The 24,730-nt window shown below is 71.0% G+C and carries 15 protein-coding genes and 3 pseudogenes; 8 read left to right on the top strand and 10 right to left on the bottom strand.

Features of this window, described 5'->3' with window-relative positions; all coding sequences use genetic code 11:
- Window positions 1-30 precede the first annotated feature (30 nt).
- The 3 genes and pseudogenes from Prum_RS54920 to Prum_RS05315 form a co-directional block, all read left to right on the top strand.
- Window positions 31-1,839, top strand: a pseudogene (locus tag Prum_RS54920) (lantibiotic dehydratase); the annotation flags it as partial.
- Entirely contained in the window at window positions 1,788-2,132 is a 345-nt protein-coding gene (locus tag Prum_RS05310) for a hypothetical protein (RefSeq protein WP_173074449.1), read from the top strand. The pseudogene Prum_RS54920 and the gene Prum_RS05310, both read left to right, overlap by 52 nt.
- On the top strand, window positions 2,129-4,405 hold the full coding sequence (locus Prum_RS05315; protein WP_173074456.1) for a lantibiotic dehydratase: 2,277 nt from the start codon (window positions 2,129-2,131) through the stop codon (window positions 4,403-4,405). Before Prum_RS05310 ends, Prum_RS05315 begins: the two co-directional genes overlap by 4 nt.
- Before the next feature lie 38 nt (window positions 4,406-4,443).
- Here the strand turns inward: Prum_RS05315 and Prum_RS05320 are convergent, their stop codons facing one another.
- From Prum_RS05320 to sbnB, 4 genes are all read right to left on the bottom strand, one after another.
- On the bottom strand, window positions 4,444-5,175 hold the full coding sequence (locus Prum_RS05320) for a thioesterase II family protein (protein ID WP_173074458.1): 732 nt from the start codon (window positions 5,173-5,175) through the stop codon (window positions 4,444-4,446).
- 37 nt (window positions 5,176-5,212) lie between these two features.
- Window positions 5,213-10,723, bottom strand: coding sequence for a type I polyketide synthase (locus Prum_RS05325; RefSeq protein ID WP_173074460.1), 5,511 nt, complete (start codon window positions 10,721-10,723; stop codon window positions 5,213-5,215).
- 17 nt (window positions 10,724-10,740) lie between these two features.
- On the bottom strand, window positions 10,741-11,670 hold the full coding sequence (locus Prum_RS05330; protein ID WP_173074462.1) for an ornithine carbamoyltransferase: 930 nt from the start codon (window positions 11,668-11,670) through the stop codon (window positions 10,741-10,743).
- 72 nt (window positions 11,671-11,742) lie between these two features.
- The gene (sbnB, locus tag Prum_RS05335) at window positions 11,743-12,777 is read right to left on the bottom strand and encodes a 2,3-diaminopropionate biosynthesis protein SbnB (RefSeq protein ID WP_173074464.1); all 1,035 of its coding nucleotides are present in this window, start codon (window positions 12,775-12,777) and stop codon (window positions 11,743-11,745) included.
- Window positions 12,778-12,915: 138 nt separating this feature from the next.
- Between sbnB and Prum_RS05340 the strand changes: the two genes are divergently transcribed.
- Entirely contained in the window at window positions 12,916-13,950 is a 1,035-nt protein-coding gene (locus tag Prum_RS05340) for a pyridoxal-phosphate dependent enzyme (RefSeq protein WP_173074466.1), read from the top strand.
- Window positions 13,951-14,194: 244 nt separating this feature from the next.
- On the opposite strand, the gene Prum_RS05345 is transcribed toward Prum_RS05340, so the two are convergent.
- The 4 genes from Prum_RS05345 to Prum_RS05360 form a co-directional block, all read right to left on the bottom strand.
- Window positions 14,195-14,845, bottom strand: a complete 651-nt coding sequence (locus Prum_RS05345) for a hypothetical protein (RefSeq protein WP_173074468.1) — start codon at window positions 14,843-14,845, stop codon at window positions 14,195-14,197.
- Complete coding sequence (locus Prum_RS05350; RefSeq protein ID WP_173074470.1) at window positions 14,818-15,414, bottom strand: hypothetical protein; 597 nt, start codon at window positions 15,412-15,414, stop codon at window positions 14,818-14,820. The genes Prum_RS05345 and Prum_RS05350 overlap by 28 nt, the downstream gene beginning before the upstream one ends.
- A 2-nt stretch (window positions 15,415-15,416) precedes the next feature.
- Entirely contained in the window at window positions 15,417-15,926 is a 510-nt protein-coding gene (locus Prum_RS05355) for a SigE family RNA polymerase sigma factor (protein ID WP_173074472.1), read from the bottom strand.
- A 71-nt stretch (window positions 15,927-15,997) separates the two neighbouring features.
- Entirely contained in the window at window positions 15,998-16,273 is a 276-nt protein-coding gene (locus Prum_RS05360; RefSeq protein ID WP_246277664.1) for a hypothetical protein, read from the bottom strand.
- A gap of 1,168 nt (window positions 16,274-17,441) precedes the next feature.
- On the opposite strand from Prum_RS05360, the gene Prum_RS05365 reads away from it, so the two are divergent.
- Both Prum_RS05365 and Prum_RS05370 read left to right on the top strand, forming a co-directional pair.
- Window positions 17,442-17,960: a P-loop nucleotide/nucleoside kinase family protein gene (locus Prum_RS05365; protein WP_173074474.1), complete on the top strand. Its 519-nt coding sequence runs from the start codon at window positions 17,442-17,444 to the stop codon at window positions 17,958-17,960.
- 131 nt (window positions 17,961-18,091) lie between these two features.
- Window positions 18,092-18,625 (top strand): annotated as a pseudogene (locus Prum_RS05370) (hypothetical protein); the annotation flags it as partial.
- Between the two features lie 43 nt (window positions 18,626-18,668).
- Here Prum_RS05370 and Prum_RS50955 read toward each other — a convergent pair.
- A pseudogene (locus Prum_RS50955) lies at window positions 18,669-18,758 on the bottom strand (hypothetical protein); the annotation flags it as partial.
- Window positions 18,759-19,226: 468 nt separating this feature from the next.
- On the opposite strand from Prum_RS50955, the gene Prum_RS05380 reads away from it, so the two are divergent.
- Window positions 19,227-21,083 carry an alpha/beta hydrolase family protein gene (locus tag Prum_RS05380; protein ID WP_173074476.1) on the top strand — a complete coding sequence of 619 codons (1,857 nt, stop codon included), beginning with the start codon at window positions 19,227-19,229 and terminating at the stop codon, window positions 21,081-21,083.
- A gap of 387 nt (window positions 21,084-21,470) precedes the next feature.
- A complete protein-coding gene (locus Prum_RS50960) occupies window positions 21,471-23,972 on the top strand; it encodes a TIM barrel protein (RefSeq protein ID WP_246277665.1) in 2,502 nt (833 codons plus the stop codon).
- Here Prum_RS50960 and Prum_RS05390 read toward each other — a convergent pair.
- On the bottom strand, window positions 23,873-24,727 hold the full coding sequence (locus Prum_RS05390; RefSeq protein ID WP_173074478.1) for a shikimate dehydrogenase: 855 nt from the start codon (window positions 24,725-24,727) through the stop codon (window positions 23,873-23,875). The genes Prum_RS50960 and Prum_RS05390 overlap by 100 nt on opposite strands.
- Between the last annotated feature and the right edge of the window lie 3 nt (window positions 24,728-24,730).

Raw genomic sequence — 24,730 nt, forward strand, 5'->3', positions numbered from 1 at the left:
GATGCCGCGTTGGAGCGCATCGCCGGGGAGATGCTGCGCATCGTGGACGACGGCGGAGTGCGCCAGGCCCTCGTCTGGCAGAACCCGGGCTTCCTGGACGCCGTGGTCGACCGGCTGCGCGAGGCCGGCGGTGAGCCGCGCGTGCGGGACAAGAGCCGCAAGCGCCGCGAGGTCAAGCTGGCGAAGTACCTGCAGCGGTACCACGCCAAGAACGAGACGATCGGCTTCTTCGGTCCGTCGGCCTGGGGCGTCTTCGACGCCGGCGAGCGGGGCATCCGGCTGCGCCCGGGGCCGGGCCTCGTGCGCGACCGCGTCGTCGTGCTCGAGGACTGGGCCGTGCAGGCCCTGGCCCGCACGTTCGCCGACGACCTCGGGCTGTGCCGCCACCTTCCGCCGGTGCTCGCGCTGGACGTACGCCTGCACGGCCGCGCGGTGCTGCGAGCCGGCTCGCCGACGGTCGTGCTCCCGCCGGGCCTCGCCGAGATCGCGGCGTGCTGCGACGGCTCCCGGACCCCGCGGGCCATCGCCGCCGAGATGCGCTGGCGCGACCCCACCCGGCGGCCCGCCGTCGAGGACGTCTGCCGGGACCTGCGGCAGCTCACCGACCTGGGCATAGTGACCTGGGGCTTCGACGTCCCGGTCAGCCCGTACGCCGCGGCGGCCCTGCGCGAGCAGGTGAACCGGCTGCCGGACGACCCCGGTCGGCGGCGTGCCCTGGCCGTGCTCGACGACTTCGAGCGGGCGTGCGCCGATGTGCCGCCGTCGACCGCCGACGCCGGGGTCCTGCGCAAGAAGCTGGAGGACATCGACGCGACGTTCCACGCCGTCACCGCGACCGCCGCCTACCGCCAGGCCGGGTCCGCCGCCAAGGGCCGCCGAACCGTCGTGGAGGACTGCGAACGCGACACCGACATCGTGATCGGCACCGACCTCCTCTCGGACATCGGCCCGGCCATGACGCTCGTGCTGGACAGCGCGCGCTGGCTCGTCAGGCATCTCGGCGACGCGTACGCGACAGTCCTCGACGATCTGCTCGGCGGTTACGCGGGCGCCGTCGAGACGCCGCTGGCCGAGGTGGTGTCCCGGCTGATCCCCGCGCTGGAACACGCCCATGCCGAACGGCCCGCCCTCGCCGAGTTCCAGGACCGGTGGCACGGCGTCCTCGGGTACCGGGCAACGGACGTCCGTGTCGATCGCACCGCCGAGCAGCTCGCCGATCCCGTCGCGCGGGCGTTTCCTGCGGCCGGGCCGCCGCCCTGGCACTCGGCCGGCTACCACAGCCCCGACCTGATGGTCGCCGAGGACGCGGACGGCGGCCGGCTGGCCGTGCTGGGCGAGATGCACCTGTCCCAGCTGAGCTTCACCGCGCTGTCGTTCACCGGTTTCCACCCCGGCACCGGCCGGCTGGTGGCCGCGGCCGACGAGCACACCCACCCGCATCCGTGGCACGTCCCGCTCTACCCGCGCGGCCTGCCGAACCTCTCGACGCTGCACTACCCAACCCCTGAGCTGCAGTCCGAGCGGTTCTCATACCTGTCGTTCGGCCGCCGTCGCGGCGCCCGACCCGCGCCCCGGCACCGCACCCTGGCGATCGACGGCCTCGTCGTGCGACCGTCGGCCGGCGGCCCGGTGGTGCTACGCGCGGGCGGGGCCGGGCCGGGCACCCCGCTGATGGAGGTGGTGGGCGAGTTCCTGGCCCAGAGGGTGGTCAATTGCTTCCGCCCGGTGTCCGAGCTGCCGCACACGCCGCGGATCACGGTGGACCGGCTGGTGCTGTCCCGTGAGACGTGGCGGCCCGAGCTGACCTCGATCCCGGCGGGCCGGGGACACGACGAGGCCGCCGCGTTCGTGGCGATCCGCCGCTGGGCCCGGCGGCTCGGTCTGCCCAGACACGTCTTCTGGCGCATCCCGGGGAGCCCAAACCGCTCTACCTCGACCTCGACAGCCCCATCCTGGTCGGGCTGTTCGCCACGACCGTCCGGCGTCCCGGCGGGGCGGCCGTCCGGGCCACCATCTCGGAGATGCTGCCGGCGCCCGACCAGCTGTGGCTGCGTGACGCCGAAGGCCGCCGCTACACCAGCGAGCTGCGGCTGGCCGCCGTCGAGGCCTCCGCCGCGGGCCGGCCGTCGTGAGCAAGCCGACCTGGCGTCTCTGGGACGACCTCGTCCTGCGCGGCACCGGTTTTCCGGTACAGGAGTTGCTCCGGCTCGCCGATCCAGAAACGGCACGCGCGGCGCTCGACCCGGACAATCCCCCGCAGCGGCTGCGGGAGTCGTGGGAGCGCGGCATCCGGCGTACCGCGGCGGCATTGCTCGACCTCGGCGAGAGCGACGCGTTCCGGGCCGCGTTGCTGTGGCAGAACCCGGCCGCCGTGCAGAACGTCACCGGCTGGCTGCGGCGCCACGCCGGCGACACCACCCGCTCCCGGGACCGCCGTCGCCGGGAGTCGACGCTCGCCCGCTACGCCCAGCGTTACCACGCCCGCAACGAGACCATCGGCTTCTTCGGCCCGAGCGTCTGGACCCGGTTCGACGAGGACGTGCCCGTCGCGGAGTTGCGGCCCGGCCCCGCAGTGATCGCGCAGCGCAGCGTCCACTTCGAGGACTGGGTGATCGACGCGCTCGCCGCCGCGGTGGCCACCGATCCGGCCGTACGCCACCGGATCGCCGCCGCCCGGGTCCTGGGCGCCGGGATCTCCGGCACCCTCGCGGTCCACCCGGACGGCACGCCCCGCCGCCTGCCGCCGCTGGACGCCGCCGTGCTCGCCGCCGTCGACGGGAAACGGACGGCCCGGGTCATCACCGTGGACCTGCGCTGGCGGCAGGTGGCCGGCACGCCCGACGAGGACGACGTGCACCGCGCCCTGGACCGGCTGGCGGAGTTCGGCCTGATCCGGTGGCGGCCGAACATCCCGGTGGACCGCCGGCCGGAGCGGGCGTTGCGGGCATTCCTGGGCTCCCTGCCGGACTCCCCCGCGCGGGAACGGGCGCACGGCGCCCTGGAGCGTCTCGTCGCGGCCCGCGACGAGGTCGCGGCGGCGGGCGACCGGCCCGCGCCGCTCGCCGCCGCCCTCGCCCGCCTGGACGAGACCGTGGCCGAGTTGACCGGCACCGCGGCCGTGCGCGCCCGCGACGAGCGGCAGTTCGGGCGCCGGGCGGTCTATGAGGACTGCGCGCGGGACATCGACGTCGTGCTCGGCGCCGCCGTCCGCGACGCCCTGCTGCCCCCGCTGTCGCTGGTACTGGACAGCGCCCGGTGGTTGATGTGGCGGCTCGGTGGGCGTCTGGAGGCCCTCGTCGGCGATCTGCACGACGAGTTCGCCGCGATGACCGGTGGCGGCGGTGTCCCGCTGGCCACGCTGGTGAGCCGCCTGCTGGACCGGCTGTCGGACCCGTCGTGGGCGGCGCCGGCGGTCGCGGAGTTCCAGAAGTCCTGGAGCGAGATCCTGGCCTGGGCGCCGGGCGAGCGCCGGGTGCGGCGCGAGTCGGCCGAGCTGGCCGCCGCAGCCGCTACCTGGTTCGCAGCGCCGCCCGCCGGCTGGTACGGCGCCGCCCACCACAGCCCCGACGTCATGATCGCCGCGGCCGGCCCGGAGGCGTTGCGGGCCGGCCGGTTCGAGCTCGTCCTCGGCGAGGTCCATCTGGCCATGGCGACGCTCGACAACGGCGTGTTCACGTGGACCCACCCCGACCCGGCGAAGCTGCTGCGGGAGGCGGAGGCGCCGCTCGCCGGCCGGCCCCGGGTGGTGCCGCTTTACCCGCGGTCGCCGAAGGTCAGCGGGCGCGACTATCCCACGCCGACGCTGTTCTCGGACCGCTACTGGTATCTGGCCTTCGCGCCGGGCAACGGGGAACGGGCGGCGGCGCGCGGCCGGAGCCTGGCGCTGGACGCGCTCACGGCCGAGCGCACTGGCGGCTCGGTCACGGTGCGGCTGCCGTCCGGGCAGCGGCTGCCGGTGCTCGACGTCGTCGGGGAGCTGGCCCAGGAGGCGGTGGTCAACCTGTTCCGCCCGCTCCCGCCGGCCGCGCACACGCCGCGCGTGACGATCGACCGGCTGGTGTTCGCCCGCGAGCGGTGGCGGATATCGTGCCAGGAGGTGCCCGTCGGCGCGGTGGCGGACGAGGCGGCCGCGTTCGCGGCGCTGCGGCGCTGGGCCGCGTCGCGGGGCATGCCGCGGTTCGTCTTCTGGCGGGCGGCCGCCGGAACCAAGCCGGTCTACCTGGACTTCGACAGCCCGCTGTTCGTCAACGACTTCCTCGCCGCCGTCCGGCAGGCCCGGCGCCGCGAGGACAGCGTCGTGGACATCACCGAGATGCACCCGGACCCCGAGCACGTCTGGCTGCCCGACGCCGACGGCCGGCTCTACACCAGCGAGCTGCGACTGGTCGCGGTCGACCGCGCCTAGCAGGATCCCCCGGCCGCCGTAGCGGCCGGGGGACGTCCCTATCGGGTCACGAGCAGCTCGCGTACCGTCCGGATGGCCTGCTCCTGGGCGTCGAGCAGGTAGAAGTGATCGCCGCGGACCATCCTGACCTCGAACGGCCCGGTGGTCAGCTCCTCCCAGCCCGCCAGCTCCTGCGCCGACACCGTGTCCTCCAGCGCGCCCAGGACGGTCAGCGGGCAGTCGAGCGGCTCCCCCGCGCTCCACCGGTGCCGCTCGAACAGGGCGAAGTCCTTCTGGAGGAGCGGCACCAGCAGGTCCAGCAGATCCGGCATGGCGAACACCTCCTCGGGCGTCCCGCCGTACTCCCGCAGCCGGGCCACGAACTCGTCCCGGGGCAGGTCGTGGCACGTGGGACCGAGGGCGGGCCAGTGCGGCGCGCGGTGCGCCGAGGCAATCACCCGGGCCGGTTCCGGCAGGCCGCGGCGCCGGATCTCCCGGGCCAACTCGTACGCGACGCAGGCGCCCATGCTGTGTCCGAAGAACGCGTACGGCAGCCGGACCAGGTCGTCGCCGAACTCGTCGGCGAGCCGCCGCACCAGCGCCGTGAGATCGTCCGCGGCCGGCTCACCCATGCGGTTCTCCCGCCCGGGCAGCTGGACCGGCCACACCTCGATGCCGTCCGCCTCCAGGGCGGCGCCCCAGGCCCGGTAGGCCGAGGCGCCGCCGCCGGCGAACGGGAAACACAGCAGCCGCAGCCGCGGGCCGGCAGGGACGTGGCGAACAACGTCCACCGCCCCCCTGGCCGGACAGATACGCGCTGGTTCACCGTCAGCGTCCTTCCAGAAGGGTCAGCATCGCGGCGGCCTCCTCGTCGGAGAGCGACTCGACCTTGGCCAGCAGCGACTGCTCCACACATTGGGCGAGCTGCCGGACGGTGGGCTGCTGGAAGATGGTCCCGATGGGCAGCTCGATCCGGAAGCGGTCCCGGATGCGCGCGCCGAGCTGGACCGCGACGAGCGAGTTGCCGCCGAGCTCGAAGAAGTCGTCGTCGATGCCCACCTTGTCGACCCCGAGGGCCTGCGCCCCGAGATAGGCGAGGTTGCGCTGCACCTCGGTCTCCGGCTCAACGTACGGGGTGCCGACGAACCGCTCGACGGTCTGCCCCGGCTCCGCCTCCTGCAGCGTCTGCTCCAGCAGTTCGCTGGTCACGCCCTCGATCCGGCGGATCCCGGCCGCCAGTTCCTCGCGCGACACCACCACGTGCGCCAGCGGCCAGGCGCCTAGCAGGCGGCGCAGCGCGTCCAGGCCGAAGTCGGGCCGGATCGCCCAGATCTTGCCGGCCCGGTCGCCGGCCCCGGCCGCCGCCTCGCCGCCGGCGGCCACGGTGGACCGCACCGTGCCGGCGATCGCCGCCGGGTCGACCCGGCGGATCGAGTAGCCGTCGATGCGGACCAGCTCGCGCCCGTCGTCGTCGACCAGCGTCACGTCACTGGTGATGATTTCACCGTCGGCCGAATCGAGGTGGCGGATGTAGGAGTGCAGCCGCGGCGGGAGCGGCGCCAGCACGGTCACCCGCTCGTACGCGAAGGGCAGGTAGCGCGCCTCCGCCTCGATCGGCAGGTACTGGGAGTTGGAGACCGCGTCGTCGAGCAGTGCGGGATGCAGCGTGTACTGCCCGCACTCGACGCGGAACTCGTCCTTCAGCGTCAGGGCGGCGATCTCCCGCATCTCCCCGACCCGGACCACGCCGACGTTGTGCCAGTGGTCGCCGAACGACACGATGCCCGCCGACTCGACACCGGTCAGGTCGTACTCCAGCCGGTTGCATGCCTCCCGGACAGCGTCGAGGTCGAGGGTGGCGGCCGGCTCCGCCTCGACGGCCCGCACCCGGGCCTTGACGTGCTCGGTCCAGCGCTGCGTCCCCTGCGCCGGCGCCGTCATGATCGTCACGTCGTACCCGTCGCCGTCCTCGTGCAACACGACGCGCAGCTCGCGCGGGTCGGGCACGACGATCGGGCCGAAGAACACCACGTCGCCGATCTCGACGGTCGACCCGCCGACCGCGTCGGCGAACGCCTCGTGGATGGCCTCCAGGCAGTACGTGCCCGGCAGGACGGCGCGGCCCGCGATCTGATGGTCGCGCAGCACCCAGTGCGAGTCGGGCGACAGCGTGACGGCGTAGATGATGTCGTTTCCGCGGTCGGTGATCCGCCGGTCGAGCAGCGGCAGGCCGGCGGGCGTCGACCGTTCGCCCCGCTCGAGCTGGCGGAAGCTAACCGGCGCCGCATCGTTCGCCTCGTGGGCCATGCCGACCTCAGCCCACACGCCCCAGCCGATCGACAGCACCCGCTCGCCGTGCGCGCCGGCCCGCCGGGCGAAGGCGTCGACGAAGTTGTTGGCACCGCAGTAGTCGGCCAGGCCGAAGTTGCCGACGACGGCGTCGATCGAGGAGAACAGCACCAGGAACGCGTCGCGCCCGGCGAGCACCCGGTGCACCGCGAGCGTGCCGGCCACCTTGGGCGCGAGCACCCGATCGATCTCCTCCCGAGTGCGCACCGCGAGCATCCCGCCGGCCGTGATGCCGGCCGAATGGAAGACGCCGTCCACCGGCCCGAAACGGTCCTCGACGGATGCCAACACGGCGCGCAGCTCGTCCTCGTCGGTCACGTCGCAGCGCTCGACCGCGACCGTGCCGCCGGCCTGCTCGATGGCCAGCAGCCGCCGGATCTGACCGCGCCGGCGCTCGTCGGCGCCCTCGTCGCCCAGGATGTCCGGCCAGCTCTCCCGCTGCGGGAACGCCGATCGGCTGAGCAGGGCGACCCGCGCGCCGACCAGCCGCGCCAGGTCCTCGGCGACGGTGAGGCCGATGCCCCCGAGCCCGCCGGTGATCAGGTAGGTGCCACCGTCCCGCAGCGCGGCCGGCCGCTCGACCGGCGGCAGCCCGGGCAGCTTGGTGTGGCCCCACCGCCACCGCTTGGTCCCCCGCCAGGCGACCTGCGGGTCGTCGGTGGCCGCATGCAGCTCGGCGAGCAGCTGCCCGGCCACGGCAGGCTCCGGCAGCGGCCCGGCGAGGTGCAGGTCCACGATGCGGCACCGCACCCCGGACATCTCCCGGTTGATGCCGTGCATCGGACCGATCATCAGGGCCTTGGCCGGATCGACCGGCTCGCCGCCGACCGCCTCCTGCATGTCGCTAGTGACCACGACGATCGAGACGTGGTCCTCCGTGGACCGGCGATCGATCGCCTGGCCGAGGAACGTCAGCGCGTAGAAGCCGACGTCGGTGACCGCGTCCACGTGGGCCCGATCGAGCGGGTCGGCCGCCGGGGCGGTGGCCGTCCAGCCGTGCACGACATGGGTCGGGTAGGCGGCGGCGTCGAAGCCCTCCAGCAGCCGGTCGAAGTCCGCCGGGTGGCCCGGCCGCAACCGCAACCGCCCATCGCCGAGCGGCTCGAAGTCGTCGCCGGGCAGGGCGACGGTGACGGTCGCACCGCCCGCCCGCAACGCGCCGGCCAACGCCTCGACCGGCCCGTGCCCGGGGCTGAGCACCAGCCAGCGGCGGTCCGGGTCGACCCGCGCTGGGCCGGGCGGGAGTGCCGCCTCCGACCAGGACGTCGCGAAGAACGACTCCTCGATCGGCAGCACCCGGGTCTCGTCCGCGGCAGCCTGCTCCTCGCGGGCCCACTCGGGATCGGGGTCGACCCAGAACCGCTGCCGCTCGTACGGGTACTCGGGCAGCGACACCTTCCGGCCAGGCGCCGGCCGCATCGCCGCCCAGTCCAGGTCCACCCCGTTCACCCAGAGCCGGGCCGCCGTCCGGGCCAGGATCTGGGCGTCGTCGCCGTCCTTCATCGGGTGCCGCATCGTGGGTACGGCGAGGACGGCCCGGCCGCGCAGGCACTGCCGGGCCGTGGCGGTGAGGCTCTCCCCCGGCCCGACCTCGACGAGCGCCACCGCCGCGTTCTGCGCCAGGGTGGCGATCCCGTCCGCGAACCGGACGGTGCGCCGCAGGTGCTCGGCCCAGTAGCCGGGGTCGGTGGCCTCCTCGTCGGTGATCCAGGTGCCGGTGACGTTGGAGATGAACGGGATCCGCGGCGGTGCCGGGGACGCGGCCGCGACAGCCGCCCGGAACGGCTCCAAGATCGGCTCCATCGAGGCGGTGTGGAATGCGTGCGAGGTGTGCAGCGCACGCGCCCGGACGCCCTGCTGGATCAGGCTCGCCGCGAGCTCGTCCAGGGTGGCCCGCGGGCCGGCGACGACCGTCGACTGCGGCCCGTTGACCGCCGCGACCTCGGCGCCGTCCGGCAGGTACGGCAGCAGCAGGTCCTCCGGCATCGGCACGGCCATCATGGCGCCGGGGGCCATCGACTGCATGAGCTCGGCGCGCTTGGCCACCAGGGTGAGCGCGTCGCGCAGGCCGAAGACCCCGGCCAGGCACGCGGCCACGTACTCGCCGACGCTGTGCCCGATCATCGCGGCGGGCGCCACACCCCACGACTGGAGCAGCCGGGCGACCGCGTACTCGACGACGAACAGGGCCGGCTGCGTGATCCTCGTCTGGGTGAGCAGCTCACCGGCCCGCTCCCGGTCGCCCTCCGCGGGGAACAGCACCGTGCGCAGGTCGAGCCCGAGCAGGGGCAGCAGCAGGTCGGCGCACTCGTCCACGTCCTTGCGGACGGACGGGTGCCCGGTATACAGGCCGTGCGCCATGCCGGCGTACTGGTTGCCCTGGCCGGGGAACATGAAGGTGACGGCGCACCGCTCGGCGGAACCGGTCACGGCCGTGCCGTCCCGGCCGGCGAGGGCGGCCGCCGCCGCAACCGTGTCCGCGGCCACCACGGCCTGGCGGTGGGCGTGCGGCGTACGCCCGGTCTGCAGGGTCCAGGCGACATCGCCGGCGGGCAGCTCGGGCCGGGACTCCAGGTGCTCGGACAGCCGCCGGGTGGCGTTCTCCAGCGCGGCGGGGGTCCGCGCCGACACCGGTACGACGTGCCAGTTTCGTTCGACGGAGGCGACGCGGGTCTCGGCGGGCGGCTCCTCGAGCACCAGATGGGCGTTGGTGCCGCCGATCCCGAACGAGCTGACGCCGGCCCGGCGCGGCACGTCCCCGCGCGCCCAGGGCCGCAGCTCGGTGCTGACGAAGAACGGGCTGTCCTCGAAGTCGATGTTCGGGTTGGCCGTCTCGTAGTTCACGCTGGGCGGCAGTTGGCCGTGCTCGAACGCCAGGCAAGCCTTGATCAGCCCGGCCGCGCCCGCCGCCGGGCCGAGATGGCCGATGTTCGACTTCACCGACGAGATCACGCAGTACTGGTTGTCCACCGCCCCGGCCGCCCGGTACGCGCGGGTGAGGCTGGTGACCTCGATCGGGTCACCCACCAGGGTGCCGGTGCCGTGCGCCTCGACGTACCCGATGGTGGCGGGGTCGACCTCGGCCGCGGCGAGGGCCTCCACGATCAGCTTGGTCTGGCCGTCCACCCCCGGCGCGGTGAAGCCGACCTTGGCCGACCCGTCGTTGTTCACCGCCGAGCCGCGGATGACCGCGTAGATGTGGTCGCCCGCGGCGATCGCCTCGCCCAGCCGCTTGAGCACGACCACACCGACGCCGGTGCCGAAGAGCGTGCCCCCGGCCTCGGCATCGAACGCGCGGCAGCGCCCGTCCTTGGCGAAGATGCTGCCCTCGACCCACTCGTGGCCCGCCCCGTACGGCAACTCCACCTCCACGCCGCCGGCCAGGGCCAGGTCGCACTCGCCCAGGCGCAGCGCCTGGCAGGCCAGGTGCACCGCCACCAGCGACGTCGAGCAGGCGGTCTGCACGTTCACCGCTGGTCCCTGCAGGCCGAGCCGGTAGGCCACGGTGGTGGTCAGGTAGTCCGGGTGGTTACTGACGTCGATGCCCATCGTGCCGGCGGCCCGGATGGTCGCGCGGTTGCGCTTGACGTAGTGCTCGCCGTACAGGTCGTTGGCGCCGCCGCCGAACACGCCGACGACGCCGTCCGTCTCGCTCGTCACGCAGCCCGCGTCCTCCAGCGCGGAGTGGCACGCCTCGAGGAACAGCCGGCCCTGCGGATCGCGGATCTTCGCCTCGACCGGCGTGTAGCCGAAGAAGGAGGCGTCGAAGTGCTCCATGTCCTCGATCATGGCCGCGGCCTTGATGTAGTCGGGGTTGCCGATGTGCGACTCCGGCACCCCGCGGGCGCGCAGGTCGTCGTCGGTCATGCGCGTGATGGACTCCACGCCGTCGACCAGGTTCGCCCAGTACTCGCGGACGTCGCGCGCACCGGGGAACCGGCCGGCGACACCGATGATCGCGACATGGTCGTCCCGCAGCTCAGGGTTCAACTGTCTCTCCTTCGTAGTCAGTCCTGCCGGCCGAGCAGGCACCACTCCAGGACCGCCTTGGCGCTGTGCGCCTTGTGCTCGGCCTGGTCGAACGCGATGCTCGCCGGCCCGTCGATGACCTCGGCCGCGACATCCTCCCCGCGGTGGGCGGGCAGGTCGTGCATGAAGACGGCGCCGGGGTGCCGTCCCATGAGGGCCTCGTTCACCTGGAACGGCCGGAAGATCTCTTGCCATCGTGGGTCCGGTTTAGACGTACCGGTCGTCTGCCAGCGCGTGGCGTACACGACCTCGGCGCCACGGGGCGCCGCGTCGAGGTCGTGGCATTGCGTGACGCGGCCGCCGTGCGCGGCCGCCTGCTCCTGCGCCAGATCGAGAATCCCCTTGGCGATCCCGTAGCCGGGCGGCGTCGCCAGGCAAAGCTCGACGTCGGGGAAACGAGACAGGGCCAGCGCCAGCGCCGCGGCGGTGTTGTTGCCCTCGCCGACGTAAAGGATGCGCAGCCCGTTGATCCGCCCGAAGTGCCGCATCAGGGTGGTCAGGTCGGCCACGGCTTGGGTGGGGTGCTCGTCGGCGGTCATCGCATTGACCACCGACATCCGGCTCTGGCTGGCCAGCGCCCGCACCTCCGCGGGGTCGTCGGCCGTGCGCACCACCAGGGCGTCCAACATCCGGGAGAGGACGTGCGCGGTGTCCTCCATCGACTCGCCGGTGACGAGCTGCAGGTCCGCCGGTCCGTACGCGATGTGCCCGGCGCCCAGCCGCAGCGCCGCGCTCGCGAACGCCGTCCGGGTCCGGGTCGAGGTCTTGCTGAAGTAGCCGCCGACCACCGTGCCGGTCAGCGGCCGGTGGGCAGCCGCCTGCTCGCTCGCGAACCAGACGCCGCGCCGGACGAGGTATTCGAGGTCAGCGTCGGTCACGTCGCGGAGGGAGACGAGATGGCTGTACATGGCTGTAAACATGGGCTGCCGCCCTTGCCACGGACAATGCTCGGCGGCGAGCGTGGCGAGAACTGGACATGCCTACGCGGCTCCGTAGCGGTCGAGGTCGTGGAAGAAGCCGGGCACCTCCTGCAGGGCGCCCGCGCCCGCGACCTCGTCGTACACGAACTTCGCCACCGCGAGGTCGAGGACGCCGAGGCCGAACGGTGAGAAGATCACCGGCTGCCCGGCGGGCGGCGTGACGGCCTCGGTCAGGACGTCGAACAGTGTCCCCGCCACGAACGACCGGTCGCCCACGCGCTGTTCGGTGAGGTGCGGGGAGGTGTTCGCCTTGAGGCAGTGCTCAACATCGTCCACGACGTTGTACGACGACAGGATGATCTCCGGCGCCAGGTCCCGCAGCGAGAGGTGCAGGACGAGCGGGTGGTGGGCGAACCAGGCGGGATCGGCGATGTGCGGTTCGTCCGCGACGGTGGCGAACACGATCAGATCCGAGGAGCGGATCAGGTCCGCTGGGCGATCGTGCACCGTGACCGGCGCCCGCTGCGCACGCTCGAGGTATCCGCGGAACGCCTCGGCGTTGCCGGCCGCCGTGTCGTGGACGCCGACTCGCTCGAACGCGAAGCCGTTGCCGGCCAGGTAGGTGTGGACGTACCGCGCGATGAGCCCGGCGCCGAAGAAGCCGGCCCGCATCGGGCGGCCGCCGTCGCGATGCTCGCTCAGCCGTGCCGCCGCGAGGGCCGCCGAGGCCGCCGTGCGCGTGGCGCTGATGATCGAGCTCTCCAGGCAGGCGAACGGGTACCCGGTCTCGGTGTCGTTGAGGATGAGCACCGCCGACGCGCGTGGCAGGCCCGTCGCCACGTTCTCCGGAAAGCTGGAGATCCATTTGATCCCATGGACGTCGAACCCCGCGCGCAGTGAGGCGGGCAGCGCGATGATCCGCGAGGTGGGCCGGTCGGGGAACCGCAGGAAGTATGAGTCGGGGTTCACCGTGGCCGACGTGCCGTGGGCACGGTAGGCGGCCTCGACGACGCTGATGACCTGCGGTTCGCGCCCGCTGAGGACCTGGTGGACCTGCGCGCCGGAGATCACGGCGAAGGACGGTGTGTTGCTCATGGCTGGCGACTCCGAGGACGGTGACGAAACCACGATTCAAACCCCGCAGGCGTACGCCACGGGCCGGTCGCCGGGAAAGGTTGGCTGGAAGTCGCCAAAGCCTTCTCACCAGGCACACCGGCCGCGATTGTGGCCAGGGTGCCGTCAAACCCGTGGAACCAGACCACTCGCACACCGGTTTCACCGGTCTCGGTCACGTACCGCGGCCGCGTTCACCGCATGCTGCTCAAACGCGAGTCGTGCAACGTCACCGGGTCCGTCAAGGACCGCACCGCCGCCGGCCTGCTGCGCGACCTGCACGCCCGGGAGCCGCTGCGACCCGGCACGGTGGTGGTGGAGTCGACGTCCGGAAATCTCGGCGTCGCGCTGGCGCACCTACTGGGCAAGCTCGACTGCCGGCTGATCGCGGTCGTCGACCCCAAGATCCCGCAGTCCACGCTGCGGAGCCTGCACGCGAGCGGCGCGAACACGCACATGGTGACCGAACCGGACGGGCGAGGTGGCTACCTGCTGAACCGGCTCGAGGCCGTCGCCCGGATCTGCCGCGAGAATCCCGGATACCGCTGGACCGACCAGTACGGCAACCCCGCCAACCCGCTGATCCACCAGCAAACGACCGGTCCCGAGATCGTCGCTCAGGCGGGCCCGGGCCTCGACGCGATCTACGTGGCGGTGTCGACCGGCGGCACGTTGGCGGGGATCTCGGGATACGTCCGGCCGTTGGGCAGGCCCATCCGGCTGGTCGCGGTCGACGCGGCGGCATCGCTGACCACGTCCAGCCAGGTTGACCCGCGGGCCCCGATCGCGGCGGGCGCCCGGCTGATCCCGGGGATCGGCGCCAGCCGGCCGTCCTCCTTTCTGCACCCCCGGGCGGTCGACGGTGTGATCGCGGTCGCCGACTCCCGGGCCATCGCGATGTGCCGGATCCTGCTGGAGGACACCGGAATCGACGTCGGCGGGTCGAGTGGTGCCGTGGTGAGCGCCTGCGTCGACGAACTGGCCGGTACCGAGCCGCCGCGACTGTCTGTCTGCCTCGCCGCTGACGGCGGGGGCGTGTACGGCGAGACGCTCTACGAGGACGACTGGCTCATCCAGGTGGACGCGATGGACGAGGTCAAGCGAACCATCGGCGAGCTTCGCGCCGACGGCCTGGCCTTCCGTCGAACCCCATAAGCCCGGCGGCTACGCCGCTGAGGAGCCGGCGCGGTCAGCGAAATGTGCGCAGGACCATCTCGATGAGTGCGGCGACGTCGGCTCGGTCCACAACAGACCGATCTCCCGATCGCGGAATGCGGCCACCCGGCAAACGACCGTCGCAATACGCCCGTTACCCCAACGCTCCGATGCGGCTGACGACGTTCGCCGGCGGCAGCACGGCAGAGCTCACCGTGCCGCGCGCCTACGCCCTTCGTTGGCTCTACCCGTCCCAGGATGTCGTGCCGGCCAGCAGCAGGTGGGAGCCGGCTGGTGCGGTGGCGACTACCCAGCGCCGGCCGCTGGCCAGGTCCAGCACCTCGACGGTGATCACGTCACCGGTCCGGGTGATCAGCACCGCGCCGTCGGCGCGTACCGCGGCGAGTTGGCGACTGGCTGCTCCGCGCCCCGACGGCAACCGGTACCGGTCCAGGACCTGGCCGGCGGCCGAGATGGTCAACAGGTCGCCGCTCCCGCCGGAACGCGCGCTTACGAGCTGGTAGACCAGCGTCTGGCCGCTCGGAGCGATGAGCAGTGGCATGGCCGGACCGGTGCTCAGCTCGTCGCCTTTGCCGAGTACCCCGTTGCCCATTGGCACGTACAGGCCGCGCTGCGCGCCGGTGCGGCCGTCGGCGACGGCGAGGAAAAAGCCGGGCGGCTCGCCGTTGGGCCGGTACGGGCCGGTGAGCGATGGCATCGGCGTGCCGGTCGAGTCCTCGTTAGGGTCGTGGTCCCGGCGCGGGGCCAGCAGGAGGTCGCCCGACGGAAAGATGTCCCGGACCGCCCAGGCGTCGGGATCGTGGATGACCACCTCGTGGCTCTGACCAGAGGCCAGCGCCACCACAGTCACGCTCGCCGCGTTGGCGCCGGGCACGTTTGGCTCCACCACGACCAGCCGGCTGTCGGGGACCAGGCGACCACTGTCCCGTCGGGCAGCGGACGGCTCATGGTGCCGGTCAGGTCGCGCAGCGTTCGGGCGCTGTCCCGACCGGATACCAGCCAGCGGCCGTCGGGCGAAAGACTCGCCCGCCCGCCGTCGTCGGCCTTGTACTGCGCGCCGTCGCGGGTCAGCAGGAAGAACGTCCTGCAGCTCTCGTCCAAGGTGGCGCACGGTGCGTGTACCAGCGCGCCCGCTCCGACCGGCCGGTCCGCGGGAAGCGGTGGCGCCGAGTCGGGCACGTCCCAACGTTCGGGTATCCAGTCGACGTCGAGCGTGTCGGCCGGCCCCGCGGCGTCGATGCCCGGCAGGCCACCGCCGCCGGATCCTCCGGCGAGCGGCGCCCAAGCCGCCACCACAGCCAGTACGGCCGCGACCGCCACGCCGACCGGCGCCAGTCGAACCAGCCGCTGCCGGCGGCGCGCGACCCGAATGACGGAGTTCGCGACATCGTAGTACTTGGCCTGGTCGGCCTGCGTGGCAAAGTGCTCGCGCAGTCCGGTCATCACTACACCTCCTCAGTGATCAGTTCGGCCAGGTGGGGTTCGAGCGTGCGCAGCCGACCCAGCGCGTGCGCCGTCTGACTCTTCACGGTCCCCTCGGAGCAGCCCAGGATCTGGGCCGCCTCCGCCACCGAACGGTCCTCGTAGAAACGAAGCACCAGCACCGCCCGCTGCCGCGGCGTCAACCGGGCCAACGCCCGGTCCAGCGCGATACGGCGTACGGCGCTGTCGGCCTCGTGCCCTACCGGCGACTCCGGCAGCCGCTCGACCGGCCGCTCGTCGAGCCGTTGCCGGCGCCGCCACAGCGAGATCGCCTCGTGGTACATCACTTTGCGGACGAATGCCTCCGGCTGGTCGTACCCCGAGATCATCCGCCACCGGCGGGCAGTCTTGAGCAGCGCGTTCTGGAGCAGGTCCTCGGCCGCGGCGTGGCTGCCGGCCAGCACGTACGCCAGCCGCGACCACGCCTCGGTATGGGCGGCGAGGAATTCGCCAAACCCGTCGAACTGGGCCAACTGCCGCCTCCTTCAGTCATCGGTGTAACACGAAGCAGGCGCAGGCGGGGTTGGAAGGCTACTCCCGTCGATCATGATCGGTGTGGCACGGCAAGCCCAGCGCGGGTACCGGGCTCGGCGCGTTCGGCAGCGCCGTCAACGCCACCCTCCGATGCGCCGTCGTCGGCGTCCGGGTCCGGCGAGTACTCCCCCAGATACCGGGCCAGCTGCGCGCCGGCCAGGAGGTAGTTGTACCGGGTCGTCTCCGGGTAATTCCCGGAGCGCAGTGACCGATCCCAATCCCGCAGGAATCCGGCCCAGGTCCGGGACAGCCCCGCGGTGAGCTTCTGAAGATCCAGTAGTGCCATGGCAACCTGCCCGAGTTTTGTGGTCCAACAGCGGCGTGCTAGACCGGGCATTCATGCCGAGCAATGAAAAGAGGGCTCCCGCAAGGCTCTGACCTGCGGAAACCCTCTCGCTGTCGGGACGGCCGGATTTGAACCGACGACCCCTTGACCCCCAGGCTTGAACCGGCTCCACTATGGAGTGTTGCCTCGTGTCGGCCTATATCCTCACATCCAATTGACCTCCCAAAATTAACACCTCTGTGTGCTGACCGTTGTTGCGTCATGCTTCCGCGTCCATATGAAGTTGATCTCTGCTGTGAGCGCGTTGTTAGCGCCCCCAATCAAGTGCGGTTCGTGCTATTGCGTCCACACTGGACTCGCGCGCGCTGTCGGCGTGCCAGACACCGACGTCGACCGCGGGGCGAATCGCGATCCGCCGGTTTATGCAACGGCGAACTCGCGGCGAACCAGCCCAGTTCGGATCCAGCACCGCGACGCGCAGGCAACGCGGCCACGCCCGTCGACGAGACGCGGGACACGCCATTCGCCTATCCGTCCCGATCCGGGACCACCGATCGGGACGACACGTCCCGACCCGTCCCGGTCTCCGCCTACTCCACGCAATGGCGAGCTGGACGGCCGGGACACGGGCCAACGACTGGATAGGAACCCGGTCGGGTAGGACCGCATCCACGAAAACCACAGCTCGGATGTGCCGCGCGGGTCTCCATCAACCCGACCGCTCGCGACGCCGATGGCGGCATCGGAAGGTGGAAGATACGGGACCGTGAGGCCGGTAACGGCTGCGGCCACGGATGGTCGAGCCTCCGCGACGGCACTGTGGCGCCCGCGCAAGCAGTGACACCAGCTCGCATTGTCGGCGATCGTTCAGCGGGTGGCTGCGGCCTATGCAGCGCAGCGCGCCGGTCGCGTCATACCGGCCCAGCAGCACGGTCTGCGGCCACGCTCACCGCGCCGGTGACGCCACCGACCACGACGTCGGCCATAGCCCGGACGCACTGAGCCATGCCGAGCAACCTGGCGGTAACGTCGTGTAGCCAAGGCCGACCGGGCCGGCCGCGCCGCCGTCGCAGTGACGGAGAGTAATCAGGCTAGGAGTGGCCGTCTGCAGCCCGCACGGTCAAATAGCGGATGACAGCACATTCGCTGTCCGTGCACCCTGGTGATCATGGGAATGAACGAAGGTCGACGCCCTGGGCAGCCTGAGGTAGTCCTCATGTGCGGGATTGCGGGCTCGGGCAAGACCACGTACGCCAAGGACCTCGAAACCAAGGGGTTTGTACGCCTGTCCATCGATGAGGAGATCTGGCACCGCTTCGGCCGCTACGGCATCGACTACGGGCCCGACGAGTACGAGCAGCATACCGAAGTGGCGAGGGAGGCCATGCGAGAGCGGCTGCTCTCACTGCTTGCGGAGGGCCGCGACGTCGTCGTCGACTCCAGCTTCTGGCAACGGTCACGGCGGCAGGAGTACAAACAGCTGATCGAGCAAGCCGGCGGGCGCTGGCGTCTGGTCTACCTTCAGGTCGACCCGGCACTGCTGCGGGCGCGTCTGTATGAGCGAGCTGAGCGGTTCGACGCCAACGCCGCGTTCCCGATCACCGATGGGCTACTGGCTCGCTACCTGGACAGCTTTGAGCCACCGTATGGCGAGGGCGAGGAGGCTATTGTGGTCAGTCACCGCTGACCAGATAGCGCGCCGGCTGGGCCGATGCCCCAGACGCGGTCGCGACGACCTTCGACATCAGCGAACACCCTCGCGGCGCGTGACGCGCCAGATCCTCTGTGGTGCGACAAGAAGACGCAGAGGCCCCCGGTATGAAGGTGGTCCTTCTACAGATCAACTTCATAGAGGGCTCTGCGTCGACGACGAGAGTCACATACACGGCGGTGCTGCCAGTAAGCGAGCGGACGGTGGACTTCCTGGCCGGTCTGCTGGCCGCCGAACGCGCCCGGCGCGGTACCCGCGCCGGCACCCGCGCGCTGTCCTGCCGCGACCAGGCAGTACTGGCCCTTCGATGGCTCCTGGACGGCACCCGGATGCGCCAACTGGCCCGCGACAACAAGATCGGCAAGTCCACCGGCTATGACTACCTACACGAGGGCATTGACGTGCTCGCCGCCCAGGCCCCTAGCCTGCACGGGGCGCTGCTAGCGGCCAAGGCCGCCGGCTACAGCCACGTGAACATCGACGGGATGCTGGTCGAGACCGACCGGTCCCGCACCCCCGGGCCCACTCCCGCCGTTGACCTTTGGTGGTCGGGCAAGCACGATAACCACGGCGGCAATGTGCAGGTGATCTGGACCTCCCCGGTACGTCCCGGCCGCGAGCATGACACCAGCCGGGTTCGGCGGTGTACGTAGTGATCCGCAGGCCGTCCGCGCTGAGGTCGAGCGCCTCGAACGTGAGGCTGAGTCCGCCCACGACCGGATGGTGAAAGCGCTTGACCCCGGGTCCGGTGAAACCACTCGGCGAAGGCCGCATCGAGGTTGTGGAACGGCTCGCCCTCGGTGGCCTGGGTGTACCAGGTGAAGTCCCAGAGCATGTTGATGGCGAGGTCAGCGTGGCAGCTTCGCGTCGTGCATCTCCGAGAGCGCGTTCGGGTTGCGTCCTTGAACTCTGATCGTTGCGAGGGTATTGCCGCCGACTCACACCAAGGACTATGGTCTGCCTAGCAGATCGACTGGTCCATCAGATGGACCAAACACCTCGCGGCGGATCAGGAGCGAACCGCCGGAAACGCGTGAGCGTGGCCGTCAGCCTGCGGCCGGCCATTGACCGCCCAAGCGCGCCATGACTTCGACGAGCACCCCTGGCCGATTGCCGGTCCACCCGGCGCTATCGCCGCTACAGCCTTGTCTCACCAGAACGGAGAGGCCGCTAACAATGGGCATGATCGATCGACGTCAACTACTTCAGGGAACCGCCGCGCTCGCCGTGACGACGACGCTGGTGACAGAAACACTCGCGGTGCCGCCCGCCGCGGCTCACGGCTCGGGTCGCGGACCGGGCGTGCTCGGCGAGCCGCAGCCGCTGGACGGACGCCCGTTCCCCGCCTACGACTACACGCGCGCCAACAAGCTGCCGAGGGAGATGACCGGATACTGGACGAAGTCGTTCGATGTCGACGGCCAGACCCGCACCGCGAAGGTCTACATCTCGCCCGAGACACCCATCCGCTCCTACTACACAGTGATCGCGGTGCCCGATGGGGTGGATACGGCCGAGTTCCTCCAGAGGTCGTCGTGGGTCGACATCGCGGACCGGCGGGAGGAGGGGTTGTTCATCCTCGAGCCGGGTGAGGCCGGCTGGGGGAATCTTGAGGCCGAGGCGGCCTACGTCGAGGCGGCGATGGCCTTCTACCAGAGCAACCGGTACTTCTCGATCTTCGGCCTGCACTATCTCGTCGGGTACGGCGGCGGCGCTCCAGTGCTGGAGGCATGGGCGGTCGCGCATCCCCTGCGGGTCATCAGCCAGGTGTACGTCGACTCCCCCGGCTTGAGCGCCGATTACTTGAGCTCTTATGCGGCGCGCGAGTTCGACGGCCAGACCGACGCGAGCTACACGACCGTCGTGTTTCCGGATGGCTTCGACCTGATCCGGTACGACGAGACGGTCCTGCCGACCTGGTTCATCCACCCACAGCCGCGCTCTGTCAACGCGAGCCTGTCCTACTGGAAGCGAGCCAACGACACCGTCGACGCCGGCACCTCGGACCGGACCCTCGGCACGGTCTTCAAACAGCGGCGCCGGTCCGGCAGGTGGATGACGTCGTACGCCGGGCCGATTTCCCAGGTTGCGGTCCAGAAGCGACCGATCAGCACCTGGAACAAGCTGAGCACCGATCACATCGTCGACTTCCTGACCGCATACACCCGCTACGAGAACTTCTTTGCCTACGGCAACCAGCTCTTCGAACGTGCCGACTACACCCGGCTGGGCGTTCAGGTACGGACGATGACCATCGAAGGGTTCGTCAGGGAGTACCTCGTCCATGTCCCCCGATCCGCCCGCCGCCTCTGGCGGGACAAGGCGCCCGTCGTGTACGTGTGGCCCGGCAACAGCCAGACCGACAAGATCTTCTTCGACGCCGCCCAGTGGTGGAAGGTCGCGGAACGGGAGGGCTTCATCCTCGTCACCGTTTGCGAGCAGTACAGCAACACCTCCATCTCTGTTAGTCACCGCGACTCGGTCGCGTTCTTCCGGCAGCTGCGCGACGTGATGATCGACGAGTACCCCGTCGACCCGACCAGGTTCTACTCCACCGGGCAGTCGGCGGGCAGCCAGGTCACCCAGAACTTCGCGATCGCGTTTCCGGATTACTTCGCGGCGGTCGCTTCCACCTCCTTCACCGCCGCCCCGAATTCCTCGGGCGGCGTCAGCATGGACGGCGTGCAATACCCGGCCAGCGGGCAGGTGATCCCCAACTACCAGATCTACGGCTACGGTGACCTCGGCTTCCTCGCCGGTGGACTGTGGGACGACACGGAGAACAGTCTCGACGCTTGGGCGCGGTACCACCTCCATGCCAACGGCTTGGAGCTGTCCGATGTGGACGACCCCGATGGTGAGCGCGACGGCTGGCATGACCGCTTCCAGACCTGGACATGGCGCGATCCCGATACCGCGATGCCGGTGCTGAAGCTGACGAAGAACCTCTACCGCTCGCACAACACCATGCCTGAGGAGTCACCGCTGCTATGGGACTTCCTCAGGCGCTACAGCCGCGAGGTCGACGCCCACGGAAAGGTGATCCGCTACTACAGCGAGTCAGGCTTCCGGCGTCCTCAAGACCGGAGGCGACTTTGACGCGGGCCGGTCTTCCTTCGCCCGGTGACGCAGGCGTATAAGTAACTATCTAGTACGTTCGCTATCGCGGAAGGTGGACCGGTCTGTGACCGACTATCGGCTGGCCATCGCGACCGTCTGTCTCTCGGGGACGCTCGAGGACAAGCTGTCGGCGGCCGCGGCGGCGCGCTTCCAGGGCATCGAGCTGTTCGACAGCGACCTGATCGCGTCGTCGTGGTCGCCGCGCCGGGTGCGTCAGGAGTGTGCCCGGCGAGGGCTGTCGATCGACCTTTACCAGCCGTTCCGCGACTTCGAGGCGGTCGCTCCTGATGTCCTGGCGGCCAATCTCCGCCGGGCTGAGCGGACCTTCGACGTCCTCGAGGAGCTGGGCGCCGGGACGCTGCTGGTGTGCTCGTCGGTGTCCCCGACGCCGTGGACGACGACGACCTCGCCGCCGAACAGCTGCACGCCTTGGCTAGCCGGGCGCAGGCGCGCGGCCTGCGGATCGCGTACGAGCCTTTGGCCTGGGGCCGCTTCGCGAACACCTACGCACACGCCTGGCGGATCGTCCGACGTGCGGACCATCCGGCGCTGGGCCTGTGCCTGGACAGCTTCCATGTGCTGTCGCGCGGCGAGAATCCGGCCGGGATCAGGGTCATACCCGGGGCGAAGGTGTTCCACCTTCAGCTGGCGGACGCGCCGCGGTTGAACATGGACGTGGTCGAGTGGAGCCGGCACCACCGCCTGTTCCCGGGGTTGGGCTCGTTCGACCTCACGGGCTTCGTCGGCCACGTACTCGCCACCGGCTACGACGGGCCGCTGTCACTAGAGGTCTTCAACGACGTCTACCGGCAGGCGGATCCCCGGTACGCCGCGATCGACGGCATGCGCTCGCTCCTCGCCTTGCAGGAGGCGGCCGGCGCGTCCGCGGCGCCGGCAGTGCGGGAGCGGCTCCAGCTCGGCGGCCTGCCGCCGGCGCCATCCCTCGCTGGGCACGTGTTCACCGAACTCGCCGTCGACGCCGCCTCCGGGCCGGTCGTGGCCCGCACCCTGACCGCGCTGGGCTTCGCCCACACCGGCCAGCACCGTTCGAAACCAGTGCAGCTCTGGGAACAGGGGCGGGCCCGGCTACTGCTGAACTACGCACCACAAAGGACGGTCACGCCGGGCACGGCCACCATCTGCGCCCTGGCGGTGGAGAGCGCCGACCCTGTCGGATCGACGCGCCGGGCCGAGCGCCTGCTCGCCCCGGTGCTGCCGCGCCTTCGCCAGCCCGAGGAGGCCGAGCTCACATCCGTGGCTGCCCCTGACGGGACCGCGGTCTTCCTGGTCCGCACCGGCGCGGAGAGCGAAAGCTGGCTTCAGGACTTCGTTTCCACCGGTGCCGAGACGTCCGGTGCGGGTCGCATCGCAGACACCGACCACGTCTCGCTAACCGACTCGGTCGACGATTTCGACGAATCCACCCTGTTTTACCGAGCGGTTCTCGGTCTGCACGCGGGCCAGACCACCGAGATCGCCGCACCCTTTGGACTCATTCGGAGCCGGGCCGCCACCGACCCGGCCGGGCGAGTCAGGATCACGCTCAGCACGGCACCGCTGCGGCGCGGTGACTGGGCGCCGGCCATCCCGAGCCCGCAACATGTCGCGTTCAGCACCGACGACGCGATCGCCAGCGCCAAAGCCGTACGCGCGCTCGGCGCGCCGATCCTGAAGATCCCGGACAACTACTTCGCCGATCTCGACGCCCGCCTCGCCCCGCCAGCAGACCTACTGGCGGCCTTGCGGGAGAACTCGATCCTCTACGACCGGGACGAGCAGGGCGCGTACCTGCATTTCTACACCGAGATGCTCGGCTCCCGGGTCTTCTTCGCGGTTGTGCAACGCATCGACGGGTACGCCGGTTACGGCGACCCTAGTGCTCCGGTACGCATGGCCGCCCATCGGGAGCGCCGGCTGATCGCGCTGCGGGACACGTCGTCGCCGCGCGGCGACGAGCGGCACGAGTATTCGCTTGCCCATCTGACGGCGCTGAGCCTGTCTCCGCCGGAGCTGGTCGACGCGGCCGCCGAGGCCGGCTACCGGTACGTGGGGCTGCGGCTGACCCGTGTGACGCCGCAGGAGCCGCACTATCCGCTGGCTACCGATCCGGCACTGATGCGCACCACCAAGGTGCGTCTCGCCGCGACCGGTATCGAGGTCCTCGACATCGAGCTGGCCCGGATCAGCCCGGACGAGGACCCGAAGGACTTCCTGCGGTTCCTCGAGGCGGGGGCGGAGCTCGGGGCGCGCCACGTCATCACGCAGCTGCCCGATCCCGATCGCGCGCGCAAGACCGACCGGTTCGCGCGGTTGTGTGAGCTGGCGCGACCGCTCGGCCTCACGGTCGACCTCGAGTTTCCATCGTGGACGGAGACGCCTGACCTGCGCGAGGCGGTGCGTGTACTGCGCGGAGCCGACCAGCCCAACGCCGGGATCCTGGTTGACCTGCTGCACTTCGCCCGGTCCGGCTCCAGCGTGGCCGACCTTCGCCAGCTGCCCGCCGAGTGGTTCCACTTCGTCCACGTCTGCGACGCGCCACCAGGGGTTCCCACGACCAACGAGGGCCTCATCCACACCGCGCGGTTCGAGCGCCTCGTCCCAGGCGAAGGCGGTATCGACGTACACGGAATCCTCGCGGCCCTGCCTCCTGGACTGCCGTACGCGCTGGAGATCCCCGAGCGACGCTGGTCGCCCAGGTGGGCGGAAAGGAGCATGCCCGCATGTCACTCGCGGCCACCCGTGACTTTCTCGACCCGGAGCGCGCCTTGTCAGAGCCCGGAGCTCAGCAGATCCGCTGAGTGGGCACGCATCGCCTCCGCGTCCGCCGGCCGTCCGGTGAAATGCTCAAACGCCACAGCGGCCTGGTAGGCGTTCATGCCACCGCCGTGCAGTGTCGGTGCCCCGACGGCACGGGCGGCGCGGAGCAGGGGGGTGTCGAACGGCCGATACACGATGTCGGCGACCCACATGTCCCTTCGCAGGTCGGATTCCGGCACCGGTGACCCGGGATGATGCGCCATCCCCACCGGGGTGGTGTTGACAACACCATCGGCCTTCGCCAACGTCGCCGCCAGGTCGTCCGGTGCCCCCACGGCGATGCGTTCCGCGCCGAACTCCGCGGTTAGGGCGCTAGCGAGCCGAGTCGCTCTGGCACGGTCGAGGTCTACGAGGGTGAGGTGCCGAACGCCGAGCGCCAGCAGGGCGTGCGCGACCGCGCTGCCGGCACCGCCCGCGCCGAGCTGCACGACATCGTCCCGCCGTGCGTCGGCGAAGTCTTGGGCGAAGCTGCGCGCGAACCCGGGGGCGTCCGTGTTGTAACCGCGGGTGGCGCCGTCGTCGAACACGACGGTGTTGACCGCCCCGAGCACCGCGGCCTCGCGGGACAGTTCGTCCAGGTGTCTCACGACGTCCTGCTTGAACGGGTGCGTGATGTTCAGACCCCGGTAGCCGAGCGTGCGGGCCCAACGTAGGAGCTCTGGAAGGTCGCCGGCTGCCAGACCGCGTTCAGCCGAGTCGATGGTCGTGTAGCAGAGCCGGATCCGTTGCCGGTCTGCTTCCGCCTGATGGAGCAGGGGTGCGTGTGATCGCTGGATGCCCTCGCCGACCAGTCCGATCAGGACCATGGC

Source organism: Phytohabitans rumicis, from assembly GCF_011764445.1.
Lineage (GTDB): Bacteria > Actinomycetota > Actinomycetes > Mycobacteriales > Micromonosporaceae > Phytohabitans > Phytohabitans rumicis.

Excerpts from the sequence above, each read along its gene's own strand:
- Prum_RS05330 (WP_173074462.1), bottom strand. The coding sequence starts at position 11,670 with ATGTACAGCCATCTCGTCTCCCTCCGCGACGTGACCGACGCTGACCTC.
- sbnB (WP_173074464.1), bottom strand. The coding sequence starts at position 12,777 with ATGAGCAACACACCGTCCTTCGCCGTGATCTCCGGCGCGCAGGTCCAC.
- Prum_RS05350 (WP_173074470.1), bottom strand. The coding sequence starts at position 15,414 with ATGACCGGACTGCGCGAGCACTTTGCCACGCAGGCCGACCAGGCCAAG.
- Prum_RS05360 (WP_246277664.1), bottom strand. The coding sequence starts at position 16,273 with ATGGCACTACTGGATCTTCAGAAGCTCACCGCGGGGCTGTCCCGGACC.
- Prum_RS05365 (WP_173074474.1), top strand. The coding sequence starts at position 17,442 with ATGGGAATGAACGAAGGTCGACGCCCTGGGCAGCCTGAGGTAGTCCTC.
- Prum_RS05390 (WP_173074478.1), bottom strand. The coding sequence starts at position 24,727 with ATGGTCCTGATCGGACTGGTCGGCGAGGGCATCCAGCGATCACACGCA.